This window comes from Salinibacterium sp. AL4.1 (assembly GCF_059767305.1).
In genome coordinates, this window is the sequence record NZ_JBSOQK010000002.1 from 189,969 (window position 1) to 214,750 (window position 24,782).

The following is a 24,782-nucleotide window of genomic DNA, read 5'->3' on the forward strand; positions in this document are numbered from 1 at the left end:
GAGTCAATCCTACCGGCGATGGCGGCCCCGAGGAACGGGACCGCCATCGCGAAGGTAAAGCAGGCTAGTTGTTAGCCGTTGTTCTGCGGGAAGCCGAGGTTGATTCCACCGTGGCTGGGGTCGAGCCAGCGGCTGGTGACAGCCTTCTGACGAGTGAAGAAACGGATGGCGTCGGGGCCATACGCCTTCGTGTCACCAAACGCGGAGTCTTTCCAACCACCGAAGGAGAAGTACGCCACGGGAACGGGGATCGGAACGTTGATGCCGACCATGCCGACCTCAACTTCGCGCTGGAAGCGACGAGCCGCTCCCCCATCGTTAGTGAAGATCGCGGTGCCGTTTCCGTACTGCGAGGAGTTGATCAGTTCGAGACCCTCTTCGTAGGTGGCGACGCGAATGACGCTGAGCACCGGTCCGAAGATCTCGTGCTTGTAGACGTCGGAGTCGGTGGAGACGTTGTCGATCAACGTCGGGCCGAGCCAGAAGCCGTTAGCGTCGCCATCAATCTCGATGCCGCGACCGTCAACAACAACCTTCGCGCCGTCAGTCTCCGCAATCTCGATGTAGCTGGCGACCTTGTCGCGGTGCTGGGCCGTGATGAGCGGGCCCATGTCGCAGCCGCGAGTGCCGTCACCGGTACGCAGCGTCGCCATGCGCTCGCTGACCTTGGCGATGAGTTCGTCAGCAACAGGCTCGACGGCTACGACAACCGAGACGGCCATGCAACGCTCGCCAGCGGAACCGAAACCGGCGTTGACGGCAGAGTCGGCAACGAGGTCGAGGTCGGCATCCGGAAGCACCAGCATGTGGTTCTTGGCGCCACCGAGAGCCTGGACGCGCTTGCCGTGGTGGGCAGCGGTTTCGTAGATGTACTTAGCGATCGGGGTGGAACCAACGAAGGAGACGCTGGCAACATCCGGGTGCTCAAGAAGCGTGTCAACGGCGACCTTGTCACCGTGAACGACGTTGAAGACACCGTCGGGGAGGCCGGCCTCGGTGAAGAGTTCTGCCATCCAGAGCGATGCGGACGGGTCCTTCTCGCTGGGCTTCAACACCACGGTGTTACCCGCGGCGACAGCCATCGGGAAGAACCACATCGGCACCATGGCCGGGAAGTTGAACGGGCTGATGATCGAGACAACACCGAGTGGCTGCTGCAGCGAGTACACGTCAACGCCGGTCGAGACGTTCTCGCTGTACTCACCCTTGCTGAGCTGGGCGATGCCACAGGCGTAGTCGAGAACTTCGAGGCCACGAGCGATCTCGCCCGCAGCATCCGAAAGAACCTTGCCGTGCTCGGCGGTGATGATGGCAGCGAGCTCGTCCTTGCGAGCGTTGAAAAGCTCACGGAAGGCGAACATCACGGCGGTGCGCTTAGCAATCGATGTGGCGCCCCAGGCGGGGAACGCAGCCTTGGCTGCGGCAACACCAGTGTTGACGTCAGCGACGGATGCGAGAGGAACGGTGCGTGCGACGGCGCCGGTTGCGGGGTTGAAGACATCGCCACGGTTGGGCGAGTCGCCCTCGGTAGCGGCGCCGTTGATCCAGTGCGGAATCGTGGAGTACATGGGCCTACTTTCGTCGGAAGTATGCCCAGTCTGCGACCTTTACGATCTGCGATCAAGGCCTATTCGCGCACGGTCAATCTGCAAAAACGCACACTGCGTGCGGGGGTGCCGCAGACCGACTCAGCGCCGCATTATTCGAGCGGCAATAGCTCCGAACCCCGACGGGCGACTTCGCGATGTAAAGCGGCTCTGACCAGCTGAACAGCCTCAATATCCGCGGCTTCTTTGCGCACTGAGAGCGCGAATTCGAGGCGAAAACTAACCTCGTCGGGCAACACCGCCACGAGGCCCGGTTCCGGTTCAGCCATGAAGGCGTGCAGCAGGCCGATGCCGGCTCCCTGCCGGGTGGCCTCGAGCTGCGCAAACACACTCGTAGAACCGAAGCCCACACGCATGCCGCCGAGCACCGGGGCGAGGTCGAGCTCGCGAACGGTGAGCAGAGCATCCACATAGAAGACCAGCGGATGGGCGTCAAGGTCGGCCACCGAGCGGATCGGCGTATGCGAAGCCACGTACCCCGGCGACGCGTAGAGGCGCAGCGCGTACGCAGCGAGCGGTTCGGAGGCGAGACGAGAGGTAGCCGTCGTGCCGATCGTGATCGCCAAGTCGAAGCCAGCCCCGCGCAAGCTCAGCGGCCGAGTGGACGTGACCAGTTCAACTCTGATCGCGGGATGCTCCGCCTGCACCGCCGCGAGCGCTGCGGTCACAAAGGTGGCCCCGAAGCCGTCGGGCGCCACGATGCGCACGGTGCCGCGCACTTCGTCGGCTCCCCCACTGGTCGCCCCCACAACGTTTTCGACGATGTTCTCGAGGCCAGCGGCACGAGTGGCTACCTCTTTACCGATGGCGGTGAGTTCCCAGCCATCGGCGCCGCGGTCGAGCAGGCGCACGCCGAGCGCGGCCTCGAGGCGATCGATGCGGCGGCGCACAGTGGTGTGGTCGACGCCGAGCAACGTGGCGGCAGACACCATCCGGCCAGCCCGCGCCACGGCAATGAGGTAGCGCAGATCGTCGGTGCTCACATCGAGCGGATGCACGGAATCGCTGGCCATGTCCTTAACTGTAGGGGCGGTTGGGGATGAGCGCTGCGAGCGTGGCTCGCGCGCGTAGATCGTTCCCCTCGGTGCTGCGCGAGCAATCCGCTGAGCCCCGCTCGCGCTGTCCTCCCGACAATGTCGTTGCTGGCTGGCACACTGACGGCATGGATCCTGTCGTTGCTCTCGTCGTTGGCCTGCTTGTCGGGGCGGTTCTCGGTGTCGTCATCGGCCTGCTGATTGCACGTGTGCGCTCGACCGCCCCCACCGGCCAGGTGCCGCCCGAGGTTCTCGAAGCCCGGCACCAGGCCGCGATTGCGAACGTGACGGCGACCGAGCGGGAGCAGCAGTCGCGTCTTGCCGCCCAGCTTGCGTCTACCACTGCCCGAGCGGATGCCCTGAGCGAGCAGGTTGCGTCGCTGCAGCATCAGTACCGCGAGACCCTCGACCGCCAGCGCGACGAGGCTGCGGCTCTTGCCGAACGCGAGCGCCGCGAGTCGAAGGTGCTGCAGGCTCTCACGCCGGTGCAGGAGACGCTTCGCACGATGCAGAACAAGGTCACCGAGTTGGAGTCGCAGCGTAGCTTGCAGCACGGCGAACTGAGCCAGCAACTCAAGTCGGCCACAGAATCCGAAGAGCGTTTGCGCAGCACCGCAGAGTCGTTGGCTTCGGCACTGCGCAATAACTCCACCCGTGGCATCTGGGGCGAAACCCAGTTGCGCAACGTCGTGCAGGCTGCGGGCCTCATCGAGCGCGTCGACTTTGACGTGCAATCGAGCATCACCTCGGATGCTGGTGCCGGCCGCCCCGACATGGTCGTGCACCTCCCCGGCGGCAAGAACATTGCCGTCGATGCCAAGGTGCCGTTCGCCGCCTTCCTGGAGGCGAGCCAGATCTCCGTCACGGCAACGGGAGAAGAGGGTGCCCGCCGCGCGGCCCTCATCAAGCAACACGTCAAGGTCATGCGCGGCCACATCGACACCCTCGCGAGCAAGGCCTACTGGGCAGGGCTCGACGCCTCCCCCGAGCTCGTGATCGCGTTCATCCCCAGCGAATCGCTCGTGTCATCGGCGATGGAGGCTGACCCCTCGATCATGGATTACGCCTTCAACAAGCGCGTCGCTCTCGCCTCGCCCGTCACCCTGTGGTCAGTGCTCAAGACAGTCGCGTTCTCGTGGCAACAAGACGTACTCACCGACCAGGCCAAAACCCTGTTCGACCTCAGCAAGGAGCTTTACCAGCGCCTCGCGACGCTCGCCGAACACGCCGACAAACTGCGCCGTTCGATCGACACCACCGTGAACAGTTACAACCAGTTCGCCAACTCGCTCGAAAGCCGCGTTCTCGTCACGGCCCGCAAACTCAACGCGCTCGACGAGTCCAAAGTGATCGGCGACACCCAGCTGGTCGAGGGCGCGCCGAAACACATCACGGCCCCCGAACTAGAGCTTTAGTGGTCGAGCCACTTCTCCGCGAGGTGGTCGGCCGAGATGCGGCGGATCGTTCCCGAGTGGGAACGCAAGACGATCGACTCGGTGCGGATGATGGGGCCGTAACGACGCACACCCTTCACGAGTCCACCATCGGTAACGCCGGTCGCGACGAAGAACGTGTTGTCGCTGGCGACCATCTCATCGGCGGTGTAGACGTGATCGAACTTGAGGCCCGCATCCAGACCGCGCTGGCGCTCGTCGTCAGACTGCGGGTACAGGATCGTTTGGATCTCGCCGCCGAGAGCCTTGATGGCACAGGCCGTGGCGACGCCCTCGGGGCTGCCGCCGATGCCGACACACATATCGATCCGCGTGCCGTACAGCGCCGCGTTGATACCGCCGGCAACATCACCGTCGAGCATGAGGCGCGTTCCGGCACCCGCCTCGCGGATGTCTTCGATGAGCTGCGCGTGACGCGGACGGTCGAGCACCGCAACAACGATGTCTTCCGGGGCCTTGCCCTTGGCCTTCGCGAGCGCACGAATGTTCTCGCCAATGGGCTTGTGGATGTCGACGACGCCAACACCCTCAGCGCCGGTGACGATCTTGTCCATGTAGAACACGGTCGAAGCATCAAGCATCGTGCCACGGTCAGACACTGCAATCATCGAGATCGCATTCTGGCGACCAGCAGCCGTCAGTGACGTGCCATCAATCGGGTCAACGGCGATATCGCAGGCGGGGCCACGGCCCGTGCCCACGTGCTCACCGTTGAAGAGCATGGGGGCGTTGTCTTTCTCGCCCTCACCAATAACAACGAGACCGTCGAAGTCGACGGTGCCCAAGAACTTGCGCATGGCGTCAACCGCAGCACCATCGGCGGCAAGCTTGTCGCCCTTACCGATGAAGGGAACGGCACGAATGGCAGCCGCTTCGGTGGCCCGCACAAGCTCGAGAGCGAGGTTGCGATCGGGGTGGAGGAATAGCGTGCCGTTTTCTGTACTCACCTGAGAGCATCCTTCGTTGAGAGTTGGTCGACTGGGGACGCGCCGGTGGTGGACAGCGCGTCCCCAGTCTATCCGGATCGTGCTTCTGCGCGAATGAAACCAGAGCTCCTGCGCCAGTCTGAGGTCACCTGTTAGGCTTCCAACCGGCCTTCCGCGATGTGGCTACCCCTGTGGTTCGTCGCTGACTGAGCCCTTTCGTCCGGCATCGCCCCGAGGTAAAGGTCCGTAGCAATGACAAGACGACTCCGCATCATGATCGTGTCGTACGTCGACGACAACTTTGGCGACAATCTGATCCGCATCAGCTTCCAGGGCCTACTCGAAGTTGCCCTTGCAAATCACGGACTCGCCCCCGACGACTACGAAATTCAGCCGATGGCTCTCAAACAGGTCGACGAAGAACTGGTTGGCAATGCGGACGCAATCTTCTTCGCCGGCGGTGGACTCTTCGGCCTCTCCTATCTGAATTTCTTCGAACACGTGGATCAGATCACTGCAATCGCAGAGCGCGGCGATATCCCCGTGGTGTTCTCGTCCATGGGCGTGAACAACATGAGCGCGAAACCCGGCGAAGTAGACGCCATCTCGAAAGTCGTCAGACGAGGTTGCGTCAAGGCCGTCTCAGTGCGAGAAAATCTGGGCCTGTTCCAAGAGCTCGTCACGGATCTTCCGTTCGACGTTCAGCAGGTCGCCGACCCCGCGGTGTGGACGAAGTACGTGTACGGCATGACCGACGTGGTCCCCGACGGCACGCTGGGTATCAATGTTGTGCGCGGCGGTCTGTTCGCAGCGAACCAGCGCAAGTGGGGCGTCACAGCAGAGATGGATTACTTGGCAGGCTTGCGCGAACTTGCTCGGACTGCGGGCTTGGAGTCACAGCTTTATACCAACGGCAGTTTGGACGACAACAACACCCTGCGTTTCTTCGCACGCGAGCACTCAGTGCCGGCAGAACAGATCGTGCTGCCCCAGACAACCCGCGAAGTTGTGAATGCAATCGCTTCGCGTTCCGCTATTGCGTCGATTCGCATGCACTCCTCGATCATCGCGTACTCATTTGGCATCCCGACAGTCGCTCTGGAGTGGAACGACAAGCTTCCTCACTTCTATGAGGCAATCGGACATCCGGAGCGCGTGATCCCGTTCGGAAAGTGGTCCGCAGAAACCTCGTTCGAAACTCTTCGTAGTGCGGGCGTTGCTCCAGAGCGCGACCTCGGCTACCAGAAATACTTGATGTCGACGTACGCCTATATTCATTCAGCAGTCGGCGCGCACGTGCTCAAAAACCGCGCTGGGAACACGCCAGCCCATGATTTCTCCGCCGTCGCCGATGCGCTCGTAAAGCGGGCTCACCTCGTAGATGAAGACGATTTCGACCTTCGCGTGAAAATCGGCAAGGCGGAGCGTGCCTACTTCCGGCGGTTCATCACCATTCGAGACCAAAAAGAATCAATCGGCGCGCAGAAGAAGCAGATCGGTGCCTTGTCGAAAGAGGTCCGCGCGCTCAAGAAGCAAGTTCGCGAGCAAAAACACGAGTTTGATCTTCGTTTCAGCACCCGCTTGGCTCGGTTGGTGAAAAGGATGTATCGCACGGTGCTCAAGCGAGACCCCGCGTCATAACTTGCCCGGTCCGATTCGTAGAAAATCGTGGCGAGCCTAGGAGCTCTGTCGGTCGGCGTGGGTGACCCTTCCGATTGCACGCGGAAGACAATGGTTCTCCGATGACACGATGCAGTTCGCGCGCGCACAGATGTGATCGGTAGAATCGACGCGAGCCGGACCAGAGCGGTAGTCGGTACCGCATGAGGAGAGACAACAATGCCCGTCGCAACCCCAGACCAGTACGCAGAAATGCTCGACAAGGCGAAGAAGAATTCTTTCGCCTACCCCGCCATCAACGTTTCGTCGTCGTCCACCATCAACGGCGTGCTCCAGGGCCTCAGTGATGCTGGCTCTGACGGCATCATCCAGGTCACCACGGGCGGCGCAGACTACTTCGCTGGCCAGTCGGTCAAGGCACGCGCATCCGGAGCACTCGCTTTCGCTGCGTTCGTCACCGAAGCCGCCAAGAACTACCCCGTCACGGTTGCTCTGCACACCGACCACTGCCCCAAGAATGCTCTCGATGACTTCGTGTACCCGCTCATCGCGGCATCCGAAGCTGAGGTCAAGGCCGGTCGCAACCCCATCTTCCAGTCGCACATGTGGGATGGCTCGGCTGTTCCTCTCGCCGAGAACCTCGAGATCGCGCGCGAAATCCTCCCCCGCATGAAGGCCATCAACTCGATTCTCGAAGTTGAAATCGGCGTCGTCGGTGGAGAAGAAGACGGTGTGAGCCACGACATCAACGACAGCCTCTACACGACGCTGGATGATGTCATCGCTACCGTCGAAGCGCTCGGCCTCGGCGAGCAGGGCCGCTACATCGCCGCCCTCACCTTCGGCAACGTGCACGGCGTGTACAAGCCCGGCAATGTGAAGCTGCGCCCCGAACTGCTCGGTGAAATTCAGGCTGGCATCGCCGCGAAGTACGGCACCGACGCCAACCCCCTCGACCTCGTATTCCACGGTGGATCGGGATCGACCGATGAAGAAATCGCGACCGCCGTTGCTAACGGTGTCATCAAGATGAACATCGACACCGACACCCAGTACGCCTACAGCCGCTCCATCGCTGACAGCGTTCTGAAGAACTACGACGGCTTCCTCAAGGTTGACGGCGAAGTCGGAAACAAGAAGATCTACGACCCCCGCGCCTGGGGCAAGACAGCAGAGTCGGCTCTCGCCCTCCGCGTTGTTGAAGCCACCAAGCAGCTCGGTTCGGCTGGATTCTCCAGCAAGTAGTACTGCGCACAGATGGGGGTTGGCCTTCGGGCCGGCCCCCATCTGTCTTTAAGGTGACGACCCGCTGCTGCCGCCGTTGCGGCGATGCTCGGGGGCTGCGCTACTGCTGCTGAATGTTGTCGACGTAGGTCATGAAGCCGGGATCGCTGAGCACGGCAACGAAGATCGCAACGAGCATCGCGATCGTAGCGATCGTGGCGCCCACGAGCGGAATCCAGAACGCGATCCGCTTACGCTGCACTTGAATGAGCGCAAACACGATCGTGAGCACGAGGGCGACAACGCGCACAATGTTGGCGACCGCTCCTGCTTCGGCGGCAGCCTCATCCGCAGCAAAGCCGTCGAAGCCTTGAGCCGCGAGACCTTCGCGCAAAATCGGCCCGAGGTTGGCGATCGTTCCGAAGCTGTTTATGACATCCACTACTCCAAAGAGGAGCAGCGTGGCCGTGAGGAAGACATCCCACATGCGCTGTTTGCGCTCGGGCGGAGCCGTTGGCTCGGATGCCGGAATCACGTTCGGCACTGCGGTCTGCAGCGTGGGGGCTGGATGCTGTGCACCAGTGGTGGGCTCAGTGCCACCTTCGGGTGCAGCGGGTGGCAGCGGTGCGTATTCGCCATATTTCGGGCGAGGGCGGGGATCAGTCATTAACCCTGTTGCCAATCAAGTTTGCGATTGCGGCCACCGAGGCCACGCTCGTCGGGGTTGCCGTCAGCGTCGGTGCGCAGTTCTTTCGGCAGCGAGAACATGAGGTCTTCCTCGGCCGTGATCACGGTGGAGACATCGCCGTAGCCTGCCTCGGCGAGGTCGGCGAGAACTTCTTGAACGAGAACTTCGGGAACGGATGCTCCGCTAGTGACGCCGATCGTCGCGACGCCCTCAAGCCACTCCTGCTTGATTTCACTCGCGTAGTCGACGCGGTAGGCGGCCTTGGCGCCGTTCTCGAGCGCGACATCCACGAGGCGCACGGTGTTGGAGCTGTTGGCACTGCCGACCACGATCACGAGTTCTGCCTCTTCGGCAACCTTCTTGATAGCGACCTGGCGGTTCTGCGTGGCGTAACAAATGTCGTCACTCGGCGGGTCTTGAAGGGTGGGGAACCGTTCGCGCAGCAGGCGAACCGTTTCCATCGTTTCGTCGACGCTCAGCGTGGTCTGCGAGAGCCACACGAGGTTGTCGGTGTTCTCGACGACGATGTTGGGCACATCGGCGGGGCTATTGACGAGGATGGTGCGCTCGGGCGCGTGGCCCATCGTGCCTTCAACCTCTTCGTGGCCATCGTGGCCGATCAGCAAGATTTGGTAGTTGTCGCGGGCGAAGCGCGTTGCTTCGCGGTGCACCTTAGTGACAAGGGGGCAGGTCGCGTCGATCGCGTGCAGCTCGCGGTCGGCGGCTCCCTTGACGACAGCAGGCGAGACACCGTGGGCGGAGAAGACGACAGTTGATCCTTCGGGAACTTCTTCAACCTCATCCACAAAAATGGCACCCTGCGCTTCTAGCGTGGTGACGACGTGAATGTTGTGCACAATTTGCTTGCGCACATAGACGGGAGCACCGTAGTTGGCGAGCGCTTTCTCGACCGCAATGACGGCGCGATCAACGCCGGCGCAGTAGCCGCGGGGGGCTGCCAACACGACGCGCTTGGCGCCCGCGACCGGCAAATTCTTCAATTGCTCTCGGCGGGCGGGCATCGGGGGCATCGCTAGCGCTTGGGCGCTTCCGTTAGAAATGGTGCTCACAGAAAAGATTCTACCGAAGACTGCTGCACGGAAGCCGAACGGAGGGCAGTATCAGCGGCATCCTCTACCCTGTAATCATAAGCTTGAGGAGGCTAGGTGACGATCACAGAGGGCCCGCCCACCGTCGATACGCCGTGGCCGGTATCGGTTTTGTCGCAGAAGATTCGTGGCTGGATCGAACGACTCGGCACCGCGTGGGTCGAAGGCGAAATCACTCAGTGGGGTGGCTCGGGCGGCAACATCTACGGCAAGCTCAAAGACCTTGAAGTGGATGCCACCATCTCGTTCACCATTTGGTCGTCGGTGCGCGCCAAGCTGCCCAAAGATCTCAAGCAGGGCGATCGCGTTGTTGCCCTCGTCAAACCCAACTACTGGGTTAAGGGCGGCACTCTCACTATGCAGGTGCTCGAAATGCGCCATGTTGGCCTCGGCGACCTGCTCGAGAAGCTCGAACTGCTGCGCCAAAAACTACGTGCCGAGGGTCTCTTCGAGCACAAGAAGCCTCTCCCCTTCTTGCCCAACTGCATCGGGCTCGTTACCGCTAAAGACAGCGACGCCGAAAAAGACGTCATTCGTAACGCGCAGTTGCGCTGGCCCGCGGTAAAGTTCCGCACCGCGCACGCTGCCGTGCAGGGCGAGCGTGCTGTCACCGAGGTATCGCAGGGCATCCGCGAATTGGATGCCGACCCCGAGGTTGACGTCATCATCGTCGCCCGCGGCGGCGGCGATTTTCAGAACCTGCTCGTGTTCAGCGACGAAGCGCTAGTGCGTACGGCCGCGGCGTGCGTTACTCCGCTGGTGTCGGCGATCGGGCATGAGAACGATCGACCGTTGCTCGACGAGGTGGCTGACCTGCGGGCATCCACTCCCACTGATGCGGCGAAACGGGTCGTACCCGACGTTGCCGAAGAGCTGAGCCGCGTGCAGCAAGCGCGTGCCGGAATGCGATTGCGCATCACGCAACGCTTGGGCCACGAGGGTGACCGTCTGGAGTCGTTGCGCACGCGCCCGGTGCTGGCGAACCCGGTATCGCTCGTTGATGCGCACGCCGATGAACTCTCGCGCTACGTGTCGCGCAGCAATGAGCTCATGGAGCGGGCTATTGAGAAGGCACACTCGGGCGTCACCGAGCTCACTGGCCAGTTGCGCGCGCTCTCGCCGCAGCGCACTTTGCAGCGCGGCTACGCGATTGCCCAGCTGCCCGACGGCACCGCGGTGCGCTCCACCGCCGACGCCCCCGATGGCACTGAGCTACTGCTCACCGTTGCCGACGGCAAGATTTCCACCACCGTCTCCGGCCAGCCGGCAGATCACTAGAGAACAGTAGAATTACATCGTGGCTACCCCCAATGAAACCCCCGTCAGCGAGCTCAGCTATGAAGAGGCTCGGGATGAGCTCATCTCTGTAGTGAGCGAGCTTGAGCAGGGTTCGGCAACGCTCGAACAGTCGCTCTCGTTCTGGGAACGCGGCGAGGCTCTCGCTCAGCGCTGCGAAGAGTGGCTCGTGGGTGCCCGCGCTCGTCTTGATGCCGCTCGCACCGCTGGCCTGGGCAACGACGCCGATTCGGACGACAACCAGTAATGGCTAAGAGCACCGAACCGCGCGAAGTCGCTGGATTAGGCCGCCCCGAAACCCCCGAGGAGACCTTTGCCCGCAAGGCCGAAACCTCCCGCAAGCACCGCGCTAACCAAACGCTACTCAACCTTGTCGGTGCCACCCTCGCTTCGCTCGTTATCGTGCTGTTCTTGGTGCTCGTTGTCGTGCGCCCCAGCACCGAGACTCCCGTCACAGCCGACTACGAACAGATCGCCGCTGACGCGCAAACCAATGCCAGCGAACCGCTGCTCGCGCCCGCAACTCCCGACGAGTGGTACTCAAACTCGGCACGACTCGGCACCACGTCATCCGTTCAGACCTGGTACATCGGCTTCATCACGGCGGCCACTGACTCCGCTTCGGCTCAGTTCATTGCCCTCGAGCAGGGCATTGAAGCTAACCCGACGTGGCTCGGCATCGTGACGGATGGCGCGCTCGCCACCGACACCACCACCATCGGCGGCATCCAGTGGACCATTTACGACCGTCGCTCTTCCGCTGACACCGGAAACTACGCATACTCGATGTCGGCGGAGATTGCCGGCAGCACGGTCGTGCTTCACGGCACGGCAGCCGATGCAGAATTCGAACTACTCGCTGCAGCGATTGCTGCCGACTCGGAGGCGCAATGACGAATCCCACTAGAACCCCCGCCCAGGTCTGGCAAGAAATGTCGCGCGGCAATGATCGCTTCGTCGCTGGCGAGCCCGCGCACCCCCGTCAAGACGTCGAACGCCGCACCGAACTCGCCAACGCTCAAGCCCCGCATGCGGCACTGTTCGGCTGCAGCGACTCTCGTCTCGCCGCCGAGATCATCTTCGACAAGGGCCTCGGCGACCTCTTTGTCGTGCGCAACGCCGGCCAGGTCATCTCCAGCTCCGTGGTCGGTTCGCTCGAATATGCCGTGAGCGTGCTCAACGTGCCGCTCATTCTCGTACTGGGTCATGACGAGTGCGGTGCGGTTGCTGCTGCCATCGAATCGCAGACGGAAGACGCTCCGGCACTGCCCCCACACATCCAGTCGCTCATCTCCAAGATCGTGCCTGCCGTGCGCCGCGTCGCCGGGAGCGATGAGGGCAACGTCGAGGTCGCGAACATCAACGCCTACGACGTCGGGCGCATTCACTTGCGCGCTACCATCCTCGAACTGATGAACGCTTCTGAACTCATCAGCGACGCTGTGGCCGACGGTACGCTTGCCGTAGTGGGCGCGAACTACCGTTTGCTTGAGGGCCGGGCAGTCCCCGACCTCGTTATCGGAACGGTCTAACGCTTCCACCACGTTCACACACCACATCGCTCGCAAACAAAGGATTACAACGCTGTGACGAGTTCCACCGAATACCGCATCGAACACGACACCATGGGCGAGGTACGCGTGCCCAAGGATGCCCTCTACGGCGCTCAGACGCAGCGTGCTGTGGAGAACTTCCCCATCTCGGGCACTGGCCTCGAGCCGGCTCAGATCGTCGCTCTGGCTCGCGTTAAGCGCGCCGCCGCGATCGCCAACAGTGAACTCGGCAAGCTCGATTCTGGAATTGCGGATGCCATCGTGGGCGCCGCCGACCAGATCATCGACGGTCAGCACCACAGCCACTTCCCCGTCGACACCTACCAGACCGGTAGCGGCACCTCGTCGAACATGAACATGAACGAAGTTCTTGCGCGCTTGGCCACCGACTCGCTCGGCAGCGCCGTTCACCCCAACGACCACGTCAACGCGTCGCAGTCGTCGAACGATGTGTTCCCCACTTCGGTGCACTTGGCCGTCACGGGCGCCCTTATCGGCGACCTCATCCCCTCGCTTGAGCACCTCGCTGCAGCCCTCGACGTGAAGGCCGAACTGTGGAAGGGCGCTGTCAAGGCTGGCCGCACCCACCTCATGGATGCCACGCCCGTCACGCTCGGTCAAGAGTTCGCCGGTTACGCTCGCCAGATTCGTCTCGGCATCGCCCGCATTCAGTCGGCCATCCCCCGCGTTGCCGAGGTGCCCCTCGGCGGCACGGCCGTCGGCACCGGAATCAACACTCCGCTCGGCTTCCCGCAGCGCGTTATCGAAATCCTCGCCGAGAACTCCGGCCTGCCAATCACCGAGGCCGAAGATCACTTCGAGGCTCAGGGCGCTCGCGACTCCCTCGTTGAGGCGTCCGGTGCTCTTCGTGTGATCGCTGTCTCTGTCACCAAGATTTGCAACGACCTCCGCTGGATGGGCTCAGGCCCCAACACCGGTCTCGGCGAACTGCAGATTCCCGACCTTCAGCCCGGCTCGTCGATCATGCCCGGCAAGGTCAACCCCGTCATCCCCGAGGCCGTGCTCATGGTCTGTGCTCGCGTTATCGGCAACGATGCCACGATCGCCTGGGGCGGAGCATCCGGAGCCTTCGAACTGAACGTGGCGATCCCCGTCATGGGAACCTCGCTGCTCGAGTCGAGCCGCCTGCTCTCCAACTCGCTGCGCGCCCTCGCCGACAAGACCGTCGATGGTCTCGAGGCAAACCTCGAGCGTGCGCTGGCTCTCGCCGAGTCGTCGCCCTCGATCGTGACGCCGCTCAACAAGATCATCGGTTACGAAGCAGCCGCCAAGATTGCCAAGCACTCCGTCGCGCAATCGATGACCGTGCGTGAAGCCGTGATTGACCTCGGCTTCGTCGAGCGTGGTGAAGTCACCCTCGAACAGCTGGATGCCGCCCTCGACGTTCTGTCGATGACGACGCCTGGCTAACCTTCCGAATCCGCCATCGTGAGGGGCGTTCCGTCGAGAGCTTCGACGGAACGCTCTCCGATGGGCTCGTTGAGTCGCACCGGAATCAGAACTGACCCGGTCAAGTCCTCCCCGAGAGGGCAGGCAGCGACGTTGTCTGGCTTTGAGCCGTCGCTTGGCGTGGGCAGCCCGTATTGCACGGCCAGCTGCACAACGTCTTGCGTTTCCACGGCCACCACGCGACGCGGAATGCAGAGGAGCGGACCACGAACGTGAATGACGACATCCGCTCGGGTGATCGTCGAGTCATTTTCGGCCGGTTCACTGCCGATGTAGCCCGGAATTCCGGTCGTGCCCAAGCGTGAAAACGGCTCGAGATCGAGTAGGTACAGCGGCGGGTACGCATTGTCGTTGACCGGAAGGTAGCTTTCGATCGGCACTTCCAGCAGCGTGGCATCGAGTGACTTTGCCGTCTGGATCGAGCGATACACAAGCAGGGGCGCTGGCGACCCCCACATGCTCTCTACATCGCTCGGAGTACTTGGTTCTTGAGGTTCATCGACCTTGGTCGCGACCATGGCGATCACGATCATTGTCAGGGCCGAGCCCAGAGCAAGCGCGGCCAGAATTTGACGCAACGCGTACGCTGCACCACCCGGTTCGGCAGTGTGAGCGTTAGCAACCGACCAGGAAAAGAGGCTGCGCCACTGATTGCGGGGCGCGAAAATCGCCCACACGGCAGCAACCCCAAGGGGAACCGCAAGAAACCACCAAACCCAGCCCACGAGAAAACCTTACGTTGCCTGAGCGCACCGCGTTGACACTTTCGCGGCGCGCTCAGACTTTGAGAGCTAATTGTTAGGCGAGTTCGTTGCCCTCCAACAGGTCGGTGACGAGAGCTGCAATGGCCGATCGCTCCGACCGAGTGAGTGTGATGTGCCCAAACAGGGAGTGTCCCTTGAGAGTTTCGATGACGGAGGCAACCCCGTCATGACGACCCACTCGAAGGTTGTCGCGCTGGGCCACATCGTGGGTCAGAACGACTCGTGAGTTCTGCCCGATGCGACTGAGCACCGTCAACAACACGTTGCGTTCGAGCGATTGGGCCTCATCCACGATCACAAACGCATCGTGCAGCGAACGCCCACGAATGTGGGTGAGCGGCAAGACTTCGAGCAGGCCTCGCTCGAGCACCTCTTCGAGAACGTTCTCGGAGACGACCGAACCGAGAGTGTCAAACACGGCCTGAGCCCACGGGTTCATCTTCTCTGCAGCATCGCCCGGCAAATACCCCAACTCTTGGCCGCCCACGGCGTAGAGCGGGCGGAAGACCATGATCTTGCGGTGCTGTTGCTTCTCGAGAACCGCCTCGAGGCCGGCACACAGCGCGAGCGCCGATTTACCGGTACCCGCGCGCCCGCCGAGAGACACAATGCCCAGCTCCGGGTCGAGCAGCATCTCGATGGCGAGCCGCTGCTCAGCACTGCGACCGTGCAATCCGAAGATGTCGCGGTCTCCGCGCACGAGTGCCATCTTGCCCCGCGCAGTTACCTTGGCCAGCGCAGAGCCACGTTCTGAGTGCACCACGAGACCGGTATTAACCGGCAGCTCGGCGATCGCTCGCGTGTGCAACTCCTCTTTGTCGTAGAGCGTCGCAACCTGATCGCCACTGAGTTCGATCTCAGCTTGGCCCGTCCAGCCGGAGTCCACGGCCAGTTCAGCCCGGTACTCCTCGGCGGCGAGACCGATGGATGCTGCCTTCACTCGAAGCGGAAGATCCTTGGAGACGACAGTGACATCCAGCCCCTCATTGGCGAGGTTGAGCGCAACGGCAAGGATTCGCGAGTCGTTATCGCCGAGCTGCAGCCCGGAGGGCAGAACCGACATATTGGAGTGGTTGAGTTCAACGCGCAGGGTGCCGCCGTCATCCCCGACCGCAATCGGAAAGTCGAGGCGCTCATGCTTGACGCGCATCTCGTCGAGGCTGCGCAGCGCTTGCCTGGCGAAGTAGCCGATCTCCGGGTCGTTGCGTTTAGCTTCGAGTTCGGTAATCACCACCACGGGCAAAACAACATTGTGTTCGGCGAACCGCTTGATCGAGCTCGGGTCGGAGAGCAGAACTGACGTATCCAGAACGTAGGTACGTTCGGCTTGCCGCTGAGCTCGACCTCCCGCCTTCGACGTGGTGTTCGTGGTCTTGGGGGTTGCTAGGTCGGCCAACGTGCACTCCATCCCCGAGTGCGAGCACTCGGATCCAGTCTGCGAAGACGGCCAGTACTTTACGAAAACGAACTTACGTGGCCGTCTCGATCAGGCGCCATACCTGATGTCTTGAACGCTAAACCTGCGGTGCGTTCTGAGCGCAACGACACGCCACGAGACACCATTGCGTCACTTTCGCGACACTCTGGCGGTGAGCGGTGAGCGGCGCTTACGGCGCCGAAGCGGCGACTAAGCGCCGAAGCGACGATTACGGCGTGAGAAATCGCGCAGGGCGCGCAAGAAGTCGACCTCGCGCAGATCGGGCCCGAGGGCTTCCATGAAATACAGCTCGCTGTGGGCAGACTGCCACAGCATGAAGTCGCTAATTCGCTGTTCACCCGACGTACGGATGACCAGGTCGGGGTCAGGCTGACCCTTCGTGTAGAGGTGCTCGCCGATCAATTCCGGCGTGAGCAGTTCGGCAAGCGCGTCGAGGCTGTGCCCCTCATCGCTGTGGTTGCGCACGATTCGGCGCATGGCCTCGGCAATTTCGTGGCGCCCGCCGTAGCCAATCGCGAGATTGACGTGCAAGCCGGTGTTCGTGGCCGTGCGCTCGTGAGCCGCTGTGAGTTGGGCTTTGAGCTGATCCGGGAGTCCGGCATCCGAACCCACATGCTGAACGCGCCAGTCTCGAAAGTGCGAGAGGTCTTCGGCAAGGTCACCAATGATGGTGAAGAGCTCGGTGAGTTCCTCGGGCGAACGCCCCGTGAGGTTGTCGGTTGAAAGCAGGTAGAGGGTCGCCACCGAGATGTCGAGGTCGTCGCACCAGACGAGAAACTCGCGGTATTTAGCGGCACCGGCGCGGTGGCCGTGCGCTGCGGTTTCGAGATCTTTCAGCTTGGCCCAACGCCTGTTGCCATCAATAATCATGGCTACGTGGCGCGGCAATTGCTGGCCCTCTAGTTGGCGACGCAGTTTCTTTTGGTAGAGACCGTAGAGAAAACCGCGACCTAATGGAGACTGTCGCTTACTCACGGGACTACGTTAGACCACTGCGGCGCTCAGCAAGTCAAACTCACCCGAGCGTAAACTGAGAGCATGAACCAGAATGCTGCCGATTCAGCTGCCGCAGCGGCCGTCGAGCAGGAAGACGCCTCGCGTCTTCCCGAGATTCCGCTCGTCGATGATGTGATGCTGCGCAACCCTGCAGACCAGAAGCCGACGTGGCGTGGCTGGATTCATGCGGGCACGTTCCCGCTCGCTATTGCGCTAGGCGTCATCCTGATCGTGATGGCCGACGGCACCGCCGCCAAGGTGAGCTCAGCCGTGTTTGTGGCGTCGTCGCTCATGCTGTTCGGCATCTCTGCGCTGTATCACCGCTTCAACTGGAGCGAGAAGACGCGGATGCTGCTGAAGCGCTTTGATCACTCCAACATTTTCTTACTTATTGCCGGTTCCTACACGCCCATTACGGTGTTGGCACTACCGCCCGAGAAGGCAACCCTGTTGCTCTGGCTCGTGTGGAGCGGTGCCGCTCTCGGCATTGGCTTCCGCATTTTCTGGGTGGGTGCCCCGCGCTGGCTTTACGTACCGCTTTACGTACTACTGGGCTGGGCCGCGATGATGTTCGTCGTCGACTTCTTCCAAGCCAACTGGATCATGATGACGTTGATCTTGGCTGGTGGACTCTTCTACACCGTGGGTGCCGTGGTCTACGGCATGAAGCGCCCTAACCCCATCCCCGGGGTCTTTGGCTTCCACGAGATCTTTCACACGCTGACGCTACTGGCGTTCCTCTGCCACTGGGTCGGCATCTTTCTCGTCGCGACTAATCCGCCCGTTGTGTAGGTGTGTCGTCGTCGGGAGCGTCCGAGTTGAGATCAGCGTCGGCGTTCAGGTCGGGATCGGTGTCTACCGCAGTGCCCAATTCTGTGGCGCTTTCGGCAGCAGCGGCATCCTGCTCGGCACGGATCGTGTCTTGAGCAAGCTCGCGGTATCGCACCCGGCGAACGCGGCGATTCATGTCAACGACGATCAGCACCGTGACGATCGCGACGAACGCGGTCGCGATGAAGCCAACGACGCCCGGCGTCACCAAGTTCGGGTCGCCCTCGTACGCCGGGTACAGCGTCGGTTCCGGGCTCGGAGTAGCCGTCCAGAGAATCGCGCTGGTGGCGAGCGAAGTGAAAGAAATCAACTGTTGTCCTCTGGGGTGTTCACTCGATGATTTCATCACGCGAGTTTGCGAATAGCCTTGTAGTAACCAGAATACCGTCGCATGAAGGAGCCCCGCGTGCCCGAAGCATCCAGTAACCCCACTGGCACCGCTGACAGCGCCGCAACCGCCAGCGCCGCATCCACTGATTTGGATGCTCGTTACGGTCGCAGCCCCAAGGCCAAACGTAACAATCGCATCATCGTGATCGGCGCTGCGGTCGGTTTCGTCGTGGTCTTCACCGCGTGGCTCGTGTGGGGAGGGCTACTTGAAGCCCCCGCCCAGTTCGAAGCAAAAGATACCGGCTACGACATCATCGACGAGACCGCGGTCGAAGTTCGATGGCAGTTCAACGTGCCCGAAAACACGGATGCTCGCTGCGCCGTTCAGGCGCTCAACTCCACTTTTGCAATTATCGGCTGGAAGGTAGTGGATGTTCCGGCCAGCGATCAGCGTAACCGTGACTTGAGCACCACCGTTCGCACGACAGAACAAGCAGTGTCAGGCTTGATCTACCGGTGCTGGCTCACCTAGGCTGTAGCAAATCATCTCGAAACCGGTCGTCTTCGGCCGGTTTCTCTTTTGTGTAGGGAGAAACACAGTGGCTGCAGAAAACGACGTCACATGGTTGACCCAGGAGGCGTTCGATCGTCGCACCGCCGAACTGGAACAACTCACCGGCGAAGCGCGGTACGAAATTGCCAAGAAGATCGAAGCTGCGCGCGAAGAGGGCGACCTCAAGGAGAACGGTGGGTACCACGCTGCCAAGGAAGAGCAGGGCAAGATTGAGGCCCGCATCCGCGTTCTCACCCAGCTTCTGCGTCACGCCGTAGTCGGCGATGTGCAAGACGACGATGGTGTCGTTGAGCCCGGAATTCTGGTCACGGCCGAGATCATGGGCGAAGAAAGTGTCTTCTTGCTCGGCAGCCGCGAAATCGTTGCCGAAGATAGCGATCTCGATGTGTACAGCGAGAAGAGCCCGCTCGGTCTCGCCATCAACGGCCTTAAGGTCGGGCAGTCGAAGAAGTACACCGCTCCTAACGGCAAAGAAATTACCGTCAAGATTCTGAAGATCGCGACCTACTCCGGCTAACTATTCAGCCTGACTAGAAGTCGACCTGAGGGTCAAACCCTTCGTCCCTGAGCCGCGCGAGCACTGACTCCGCGTGCTCGGGGCCTCGGGTCTCAATGTGCAGTTCGAGCTGAACCTGGCTGAACTGCACTTTGTTGTTGTGCCTACTGTGCAGTACCTCGACGACGTTCGCGCTTGCCTCCGCCACGAGGGCCGAGATGCGGGCGAGCTGGCCGGGGCGGTCAGGCAGTGGGATGCGCAGACGCAGGTAGCGTTCGGATGCCGAAAGACCGTGACTGATGATGCGTTCCATCATCATGGGGTCGATGTTTCCTCCGCTCAGCAGCACAACGGTGTTGCCACTCGGGGCAATCGCGCCCGCGAGGATTGCCGCAACACCCACGGCACCAGCAGGCTCCACAACCTGCTTGGCGCGCTCGAGAAGAACGAGCACCGCGTAGGCGATCTGGTCGTCGGAGACGGTGATCACTTCATCCACGAGATCGCGGACCATGCCGAAGTTGAGAACGCCCGGGCGACTGACGGCAATACCGTCGGCAATCGTGGGCGTGGTGCGCACTTCGACGATTTCGCCCTTGTCGAGCGAAGGTCGATAGGCGGACGCGTTGGCCGCTTGCACGCCGATGACGCGCACGTTGCGGCCTTCGAGGCGGGCACGCTGCTTGATGGCACCAGCGACGCCCGACACAAGGCCACCACCGCCGATGGGCACGATGATCGTGTCGACCTGTGGCACCTGATCAAAGACTTCGAGCGCGAGAGTGCCTTGGCCCGCCACAACATCTTCGTGGTCGAAGGGGTGGATGAGTACTGCACCGGTTTCTTCGGCGAAGCGGGCGGCGGCGCGCAAAGGCTCGTCTACCGTATGACCGCGCAACACGACTTCGGCGCCGTAGTCACGTGTGGCCTGCAGCTTGGGCAGGGGTACGCCTACGGGCATGAAGATGGTCGACTTGATACCCAACTCGCGAGCGGCAAAAGCGACGCCCTGAGCGTGGTTTCCCGCCGAGGCCGCCACCACTCCCCGAGCCTTCTCTTCGTCGGTCAAACCCGCAAGACGGTTGTAGGCACCGCGCAACTTGAACGAGCCCGTGCGCTGAAGGTTTTCGCACTTCAAGAAGACGGGCGAGCCCAAAACCTCCGCGAGAAAACGAGACGTCTGCATGGGGGTGACGTCGGCAACTTCTGCGACCCGAACGCGTGCTGCTTCGTACTCAGCAAGCGTGGGGCCGGGCGTGCGGTTATTTACCATTTCCCAGTACATCCGTGATCGTGGGGCGGCCGTGGATTCGCCAATCGCCGCTGGCTATGTATTTGGTCATGACATTGACGACGGCCACGAGCGGCACTGCGAACAGTGCACCGGGGATGCCAGCGACAAATGATCCCGCAGCCACGGCGAATACGACGGCGAGCGGGTGAACCTTGACTGCTGTGCCCATCACGAGCGGCTGCAGGATGTGACCCTCGAGTTGCTGCACGAGCAAGACGATCCCGAGCATAATGACCGCGGGAATCGGCCCGAGGAAGACAAGGGCGATGAAGACGGCGAGCGCGCCTGTCACGAGCGCACCGATCACCGGGATGAACGAACCGAGGAACACCGCCACGGCGATCGGAATGACGAGCGGGAAGCCGCCATAGAAGAGCCCGAGGATCCACGCCCCGACGCCGATACCGATAGCGTCGACGGCGGCCACGAAGATCTGCACCTTGACGAAGGTCGTGAGTGTGAGCCATCCGGCTACCCCCGCACCGTCAACCGCGTTACGAGCCCGGCGTGGGAACAGTCGAACCGTCCATGACCAAATTCGCTTGCCGTCGATGAGGACAAAGATCGTGGCGAATACGCTCAGGAGCGCGCCCGTAAGAACGTGGCCGGCTGTTGACCCTACCGAGAGGATGCCGGAGACGAGTGCTTCGGAGTCACGCTGAATGACGTCGAAGATTTCGGTGAGGTAGCCGTCGAGGTCGGCGTCGCTGAGTTGTAGTGGCGAGTTGCGCAAGAATTCGCGCAGATTCTCGTAGGCCGCTGCGGACTGAATTTGCAGTGCCGGGAGCCCGGAACGCACTTGAGTGACGACGACGACGATGAGTCCGCTGACGACAGCGAGAAAGCCGGCGAGCACGACGGTGACGGCCGCCCAGCGCGGCCACTTCATCCGCACACAGAAGTTGACGACGGGCACGAGCAAGGCCGCGATCAGAATGGCAATCAGGAACGGAATGACAATGTACTTGAGAGTAATCACCAAGTAAATGAGAACGGCAACCATGCCCAATACGACAAGCATGCGCCATGAGTAGGCAGCAGCTATCGAAAGCCCGGCGGGAACCTCAGCGGCGTCTGTAGTGCTGGCGCGTGACTGGACCCGACTGTCTGTTTTAGTTCGTCGACCGAATACCACGTGCCTATCTTAGTTGTGCTGGAGTGAGCGCTTGATGCGCTAGGAATGGCACGGCAACTCGCCCTATTTCTTCGTCTTAGGCGGCAACGCGCTCACCGGCGCACCCTTGAGCCGCACTGTGACAGCTTCACCGGGCAGCGGATGCCGCTCCACTTCATGCTGGATCGCGACAACGGTGCCGTCGTCGAGTCGCACACGCGTGCGGCGCAGCGACCCCAAGAAACTCGACGAGATGACGGTGCCGGCGATGCCTTCGGCGGAGAGGGCGATGTCCTCCGGGCGAACGAGCGCAAGTACGGGGCCGTCAGGCATGGGGTCGCCGAGGAGGTTGAGGGTGCAGCCGTGAAGGTGAACTTGGCCGTCGACCAGTTCGGCGGGCATCCGGTTGCTGAGGCCAACGAAGTCGGCAACGAAAGCGTTGGTGGGCGTCGCGTAAAGCTCTTCAGGAGTGCCGATCTGTTCGATGCGACCGTCGCGCATGACGGCAACCCGGTCGGCGACGGCGAGCGCCTCTTCTTGGTCGTGCGTGACGAAGACGGTCGTGATGCCGAGCTCGGTTTGCAGGCGACGGATCTCTTCGCGCAGTTGCACGCGCACCTTGGCGTCGAGGGCACTGAGCGGCTCATCGAGCAGAAGTACGCGAGGGCGTGTGACGAGGGCGCGGGCGAGAGCTACGCGTTGCTGTTGACCGCCCGAGAGCTGGTGAGCGAAGCGTTCGCTGTGCTTTGTGAGGCCGACCATGTCCAAGGTTTCGAGAGCGCGTTCGCGACGACGAGCGGCAGCGACCTTGCGCATCTTGAGCCCGAACTCCACGTTCTCGAGCACCGTCATGTGCGGGAACAGCGAGTAGGCCTGAAAGACCATTCCGATGTCGCGCTTGTTCGTGGGAGTGTCGGCGACATCCACGCCATCGATCAGGATGCGACCGCTGTCGATGCTCTCGAGCCCCGAGATACTGCGCAGCGCGGTGGTCTTTCCGCAGCCCGAGGGCCCGAGGAGTGCAACGAGTTCGCCCGGCGCCACTTCGAGGTCGATGCTGTTGAGCGCAGTGTGCCCGGCGAAGGCTTTGACGACGGAGCTGAGCTGAACCGTGGCGCCCGTGGGCGGAGCGGCGCTGGCGGGGTCGGCGGTCGGGGTGGGGCCCGTCAGGGTGAACGTGGCGGTCATGATTTTCTCCTAGAGGGCGTTGCCGATCCGAGGCGGCCGATAATCAGCAGCAAGATAAAAGCGAGGGCAAGGGCCGCGAGCGCGAAGATCACAGCGACCCACGGGTCTGACTGAGACACCTGCAGCAGCGCGGTTTGCAGGTTACGGCGGTTGAGCAGGCTTGCAATGGTGAATTCGCCCAGCACGACCGCAATCGAGATGAAGGATGCCGCGAGCACTCCCCGGCGCAGGTTCGGCAGCAGAATCTTCCACAGCACGGTTATCCAACCAGCACCGAGCGTGCTCGCTGCTTCGCTCAGGGTCTTGACGGGGATCGCGTCGAGATTGCCTTGGATTGCGCGGTAGGCATACGGCAGCACCGTGATGCCGTAGGCAAAGGCGAGAGTCCAGGTGGAGCCGCCGAGCACTTGCACGACCACCGAGTAGACGGGGGCAAGACCGACGACGAGCACGATGGCCGGCACCGTGATGGGGATGATGCAGATGAATTCGAGGGTGCGCTTGAGTCTCGGGAACTGCATGTGCACAAGCACCATTGTGGGCAGCAGGAGCAGGAGCACGATGCCGACGGTCACGGCGGCGAGCACGAGCGAGTTCCCGATCGCCTGATAGAGCGCGCGGTACGTGCGGGCACTGTCTTCGCTGAAGAGGCCCGTCCAGTGACTCGTCGTGTAATCGCCCGCGAGACCGTTACGGAAGGTGAACTCGATCATCGCGATCACCGGGATCAGGAAGATCGCGCCGATAATGCCGAGAATGAGGCGGCGAGCCAAGGCGCTCGGTTCGGCCCCGATGCGCACGGCCTGGTTCGCGCTCACTTTTGCCACCGCGAGGTGCGGGACTGCAGCGCGGAGTACGCCCACATGACGACGATCATGACCACGATCATCCCGAGCGCAAGCGCCCCCGCCATGTTCTCGCGGCCCAGTACTGTTTCGCTGACGAGTGCTGCCCGAATCTGCAGGGGCACGATTTGCGAACCCTGACTGATGAGCGCGGCGGCCGTAGCGAACGACGAGAAGGCGTTGGCGAAGAGCAGCAGCAACGAACCGAGGAACGCCGGGGCGAGCACGGGAGCCGCGATGTGGCGCCAGTACGCGAAGCGAGTGCCGCCGAGCGTGGCACTGGCTTCTGCCCATTGCGGGCGTAGCGCGGTGAGGGCGGGCAAGAAGGTGATCACCATAAGGGGAACCTGAAAGTAGACGTAAGGAAGGATGAGGCCGGGCACCTGATAGAGCCACACGCCATTGGCGAAAATGTCGACGCCGAAGGTGTCCCGCAGAATGACGGTGACGAGCCCCTGCACTCCGATCGTCGCGATGAACGCGAAGGCGAGCATCACGCCACCGAACTGGGCAAGCACGCTGGCCGCCGACTCGATAATCGTGCGGAGCAGCCCACCGACCTTCGTGCCGAGCATGGCGTAGCAAATGAGAGCACCGACCACGGCACCGATCACGGCGGTGACGCCCGAGAGCCAGAACGAACTACCGAAGGTGGCAAGGATGGTCGGGGTGAACAACCCGGTGATGTTGTCGAACGTCAGCGAACCGTCATCGGAGAAGAAGCCCGTGACCACGGCAAGCACCGTAGGCAAGGCGAGAAAAATCAGAACGTAGGCCGCGAACGGCGTGAGCCCCGCATAGGCGAGGCGACGACGCCGGTTCGACGGCTTCTTGGCCGGGGCCACGCGAGGATGGTGCCGAGCGGTGAGCTCGACACCATCCTGAGCGGGCGCTGGCGCGGTGGCTAGCGACACGATGTATTAGCTAAGAG

Annotated in this window: 25 protein-coding genes; 11 read left to right on the forward strand and 14 right to left on the reverse strand. The window is 62.1% G+C overall.

All coding sequences use genetic code 11. The features are described from left to right. Positions 1-71: 71 nt before the first annotated feature. Both ACWTV3_RS10285 and ACWTV3_RS10290 read right to left on the reverse strand, forming a co-directional pair. Positions 72-1,568: a CoA-acylating methylmalonate-semialdehyde dehydrogenase gene (locus ACWTV3_RS10285; RefSeq protein ID WP_498478120.1), complete on the reverse strand. Its 1,497-nt coding sequence runs from the start codon at positions 1,566-1,568 to the stop codon at positions 72-74. Between the two features lie 131 nt (positions 1,569-1,699). Then, positions 1,700-2,620 (reverse strand): LysR family transcriptional regulator, encoded by a 921-nt coding sequence (locus ACWTV3_RS10290; RefSeq protein WP_498478121.1) that lies wholly within the window; start codon positions 2,618-2,620, stop codon positions 1,700-1,702. Positions 2,621-2,646: 26 nt separating this feature from the next. On the opposite strand from ACWTV3_RS10290, the gene ACWTV3_RS10295 reads away from it, so the two are divergent. Continuing rightward, positions 2,647-4,056 carry a DNA recombination protein RmuC gene (locus tag ACWTV3_RS10295; protein WP_498478122.1) on the forward strand — a complete coding sequence of 470 codons (1,410 nt, stop codon included), beginning with the start codon at positions 2,647-2,649 and terminating at the stop codon, positions 4,054-4,056. On the opposite strand, the gene glpX is transcribed toward ACWTV3_RS10295, so the two are convergent. Next, on the reverse strand, positions 4,053-5,042 hold the full coding sequence (gene glpX / locus ACWTV3_RS10300; protein WP_498478123.1) for a class II fructose-bisphosphatase: 990 nt from the start codon (positions 5,040-5,042) through the stop codon (positions 4,053-4,055). The two genes, ACWTV3_RS10295 and glpX, sit on opposite strands and share 4 nt — an antisense overlap. Positions 5,043-5,273: 231 nt before the next feature. Between glpX and ACWTV3_RS10305 the strand changes: the two genes are divergently transcribed. Together ACWTV3_RS10305 and fbaA are read left to right on the forward strand one after the other, a co-directional pair. After that, positions 5,274-6,662, forward strand: coding sequence for a polysaccharide pyruvyl transferase family protein (locus ACWTV3_RS10305; protein ID WP_498478124.1), 1,389 nt, complete (start codon positions 5,274-5,276; stop codon positions 6,660-6,662). Between the two features lie 198 nt (positions 6,663-6,860). Further along, entirely contained in the window at positions 6,861-7,886 is a 1,026-nt protein-coding gene (fbaA, locus tag ACWTV3_RS10310; protein WP_498478125.1) for a class II fructose-bisphosphate aldolase, read from the forward strand. A 100-nt stretch (positions 7,887-7,986) separates the two neighbouring features. Here fbaA and ACWTV3_RS10315 read toward each other — a convergent pair whose 3' ends face one another. Beyond that, positions 7,987-8,532 carry a DUF6264 family protein gene (locus tag ACWTV3_RS10315; protein WP_498478126.1) on the reverse strand — a complete coding sequence of 182 codons (546 nt, stop codon included), beginning with the start codon at positions 8,530-8,532 and terminating at the stop codon, positions 7,987-7,989. Further along, positions 8,532-9,584 carry a 4-hydroxy-3-methylbut-2-enyl diphosphate reductase gene (locus ACWTV3_RS10320; protein WP_498478540.1) on the reverse strand — a complete coding sequence of 351 codons (1,053 nt, stop codon included), beginning with the start codon at positions 9,582-9,584 and terminating at the stop codon, positions 8,532-8,534. The genes ACWTV3_RS10315 and ACWTV3_RS10320 overlap by 1 nt, the downstream gene beginning before the upstream one ends. Before the next feature lie 135 nt (positions 9,585-9,719). Between ACWTV3_RS10320 and xseA the strand changes: the two genes are divergently transcribed. From xseA to ACWTV3_RS10345, 5 genes are read left to right on the forward strand one after another with little or no spacing between them, the layout of a single operon-like run. Further along, the gene (gene xseA, locus ACWTV3_RS10325) at positions 9,720-10,940 is read left to right on the forward strand and encodes an exodeoxyribonuclease VII large subunit (protein WP_498478127.1); all 1,221 of its coding nucleotides are present in this window, start codon (positions 9,720-9,722) and stop codon (positions 10,938-10,940) included. Positions 10,941-10,959: 19 nt separating this feature from the next. After that, complete coding sequence (locus tag ACWTV3_RS10330; protein ID WP_498478128.1) at positions 10,960-11,205, forward strand: exodeoxyribonuclease VII small subunit; 246 nt, start codon at positions 10,960-10,962, stop codon at positions 11,203-11,205. After that, positions 11,205-11,852 carry a DUF4245 domain-containing protein gene (locus ACWTV3_RS10335; RefSeq protein ID WP_498478129.1) on the forward strand — a complete coding sequence of 216 codons (648 nt, stop codon included), beginning with the start codon at positions 11,205-11,207 and terminating at the stop codon, positions 11,850-11,852. The genes ACWTV3_RS10330 and ACWTV3_RS10335 overlap by 1 nt, the downstream gene beginning before the upstream one ends. Beyond that, a complete protein-coding gene (locus tag ACWTV3_RS10340) occupies positions 11,849-12,490 on the forward strand; it encodes a carbonic anhydrase (RefSeq protein ID WP_498478130.1) in 642 nt (213 codons plus the stop codon). The genes ACWTV3_RS10335 and ACWTV3_RS10340 overlap by 4 nt, the downstream gene beginning before the upstream one ends. Before the next feature lie 54 nt (positions 12,491-12,544). Continuing rightward, entirely contained in the window at positions 12,545-13,942 is a 1,398-nt protein-coding gene (locus ACWTV3_RS10345) for a class II fumarate hydratase (protein WP_498478131.1), read from the forward strand. Here the strand turns inward: ACWTV3_RS10345 and ACWTV3_RS10350 are convergent. The 3 genes from ACWTV3_RS10350 to ACWTV3_RS10360 form a co-directional block, all read right to left on the reverse strand. After that, the gene (locus ACWTV3_RS10350; RefSeq protein WP_498478132.1) at positions 13,939-14,706 is read right to left on the reverse strand and encodes a fumarate hydratase; all 768 of its coding nucleotides are present in this window, start codon (positions 14,704-14,706) and stop codon (positions 13,939-13,941) included. The two genes, ACWTV3_RS10345 and ACWTV3_RS10350, sit on opposite strands and share 4 nt — an antisense overlap. A gap of 73 nt (positions 14,707-14,779) precedes the next feature. Beyond that, positions 14,780-16,141, reverse strand: a complete 1,362-nt coding sequence (gene phoH2 / locus ACWTV3_RS10355; protein ID WP_498478133.1) for an RNA 5'-3' helicase PhoH2 — start codon at positions 16,139-16,141, stop codon at positions 14,780-14,782. A gap of 231 nt (positions 16,142-16,372) precedes the next feature. Further along, the gene (locus ACWTV3_RS10360; RefSeq protein ID WP_498478134.1) at positions 16,373-17,158 is read right to left on the reverse strand and encodes an isoprenyl transferase; all 786 of its coding nucleotides are present in this window, start codon (positions 17,156-17,158) and stop codon (positions 16,373-16,375) included. A gap of 63 nt (positions 17,159-17,221) precedes the next feature. Here ACWTV3_RS10360 and trhA point away from each other — a divergent pair, with 63 nt between their 5' ends. Beyond that, a complete protein-coding gene (gene trhA / locus ACWTV3_RS10365) occupies positions 17,222-17,971 on the forward strand; it encodes a PAQR family membrane homeostasis protein TrhA (RefSeq protein ID WP_498478135.1) in 750 nt (249 codons plus the stop codon). Here trhA and ACWTV3_RS10370 read toward each other — a convergent pair. Further along, on the reverse strand, positions 17,952-18,320 hold the full coding sequence (locus ACWTV3_RS10370) for a hypothetical protein (protein ID WP_498478136.1): 369 nt from the start codon (positions 18,318-18,320) through the stop codon (positions 17,952-17,954). The two genes, trhA and ACWTV3_RS10370, sit on opposite strands and share 20 nt — an antisense overlap. Before the next feature lie 81 nt (positions 18,321-18,401). Here ACWTV3_RS10370 and ACWTV3_RS10375 point away from each other — a divergent pair, with 81 nt between their 5' ends. Together ACWTV3_RS10375 and greA are read left to right on the forward strand one after the other, a co-directional pair. Beyond that, positions 18,402-18,872, forward strand: coding sequence for a DUF4307 domain-containing protein (locus ACWTV3_RS10375; RefSeq protein ID WP_498478137.1), 471 nt, complete (start codon positions 18,402-18,404; stop codon positions 18,870-18,872). A gap of 67 nt (positions 18,873-18,939) precedes the next feature. Further along, positions 18,940-19,431 (forward strand): transcription elongation factor GreA, encoded by a 492-nt coding sequence (gene greA / locus ACWTV3_RS10380; RefSeq protein WP_498478138.1) that lies wholly within the window; start codon positions 18,940-18,942, stop codon positions 19,429-19,431. A 13-nt stretch (positions 19,432-19,444) separates the two neighbouring features. Here the strand turns inward: greA and ilvA are convergent, their stop codons facing one another. The 5 genes from ilvA to ACWTV3_RS10405 form a co-directional block, all read right to left on the reverse strand. Continuing rightward, positions 19,445-20,683: a threonine ammonia-lyase gene (gene ilvA, locus ACWTV3_RS10385; RefSeq protein ID WP_498478139.1), complete on the reverse strand. Its 1,239-nt coding sequence runs from the start codon at positions 20,681-20,683 to the stop codon at positions 19,445-19,447. Then, positions 20,673-21,725, reverse strand: coding sequence for an AI-2E family transporter (locus ACWTV3_RS10390; RefSeq protein ID WP_498478140.1), 1,053 nt, complete (start codon positions 21,723-21,725; stop codon positions 20,673-20,675). The genes ilvA and ACWTV3_RS10390 overlap by 11 nt, the downstream gene beginning before the upstream one ends. A gap of 177 nt (positions 21,726-21,902) precedes the next feature. Then, entirely contained in the window at positions 21,903-23,006 is a 1,104-nt protein-coding gene (locus ACWTV3_RS10395; RefSeq protein ID WP_498478141.1) for an ABC transporter ATP-binding protein, read from the reverse strand. Continuing rightward, a complete protein-coding gene (locus ACWTV3_RS10400) occupies positions 23,003-23,824 on the reverse strand; it encodes an ABC transporter permease (RefSeq protein ID WP_498478142.1) in 822 nt (273 codons plus the stop codon). The genes ACWTV3_RS10395 and ACWTV3_RS10400 overlap by 4 nt, the downstream gene beginning before the upstream one ends. Further along, positions 23,821-24,765 (reverse strand): ABC transporter permease, encoded by a 945-nt coding sequence (locus ACWTV3_RS10405; protein WP_498478143.1) that lies wholly within the window; start codon positions 24,763-24,765, stop codon positions 23,821-23,823. The genes ACWTV3_RS10400 and ACWTV3_RS10405 overlap by 4 nt, the downstream gene beginning before the upstream one ends. Between the last annotated feature and the right edge of the window lie 17 nt (positions 24,766-24,782).

Coding starts and splice junctions, on each gene's coding strand:
- ACWTV3_RS10285 (WP_498478120.1), bottom strand. CDS start 1,568: ATGTACTCCACGATTCCGCACTGGATCAACGGCGCCGCTACCGAGGGC.
- ACWTV3_RS10290 (WP_498478121.1), bottom strand. CDS start 2,620: ATGGCCAGCGATTCCGTGCATCCGCTCGATGTGAGCACCGACGATCTG.
- ACWTV3_RS10295 (WP_498478122.1), top strand. CDS start 2,647: ATGAGCGCTGCGAGCGTGGCTCGCGCGCGTAGATCGTTCCCCTCGGTG.
- ACWTV3_RS10305 (WP_498478124.1), top strand. CDS start 5,274: ATGACAAGACGACTCCGCATCATGATCGTGTCGTACGTCGACGACAAC.
- fbaA (WP_498478125.1), top strand. CDS start 6,861: ATGCCCGTCGCAACCCCAGACCAGTACGCAGAAATGCTCGACAAGGCG.
- ACWTV3_RS10315 (WP_498478126.1), bottom strand. CDS start 8,532: ATGACTGATCCCCGCCCTCGCCCGAAATATGGCGAATACGCACCGCTG.
- ACWTV3_RS10320 (WP_498478540.1), bottom strand. CDS start 9,584: ATGCCCCCGATGCCCGCCCGCCGAGAGCAATTGAAGAATTTGCCGGTC.
- ACWTV3_RS10335 (WP_498478129.1), top strand. CDS start 11,205: ATGGCTAAGAGCACCGAACCGCGCGAAGTCGCTGGATTAGGCCGCCCC.
- ACWTV3_RS10340 (WP_498478130.1), top strand. CDS start 11,849: ATGACGAATCCCACTAGAACCCCCGCCCAGGTCTGGCAAGAAATGTCG.
- trhA (WP_498478135.1), top strand. CDS start 17,222: ATGAACCAGAATGCTGCCGATTCAGCTGCCGCAGCGGCCGTCGAGCAG.
- ACWTV3_RS10375 (WP_498478137.1), top strand. CDS start 18,402: ATGAAGGAGCCCCGCGTGCCCGAAGCATCCAGTAACCCCACTGGCACC.
- ilvA (WP_498478139.1), bottom strand. CDS start 20,683: ATGGTAAATAACCGCACGCCCGGCCCCACGCTTGCTGAGTACGAAGCA.
- ACWTV3_RS10390 (WP_498478140.1), bottom strand. CDS start 21,725: ATGCTTGTCGTATTGGGCATGGTTGCCGTTCTCATTTACTTGGTGATT.
- ACWTV3_RS10395 (WP_498478141.1), bottom strand. CDS start 23,006: ATGACCGCCACGTTCACCCTGACGGGCCCCACCCCGACCGCCGACCCC.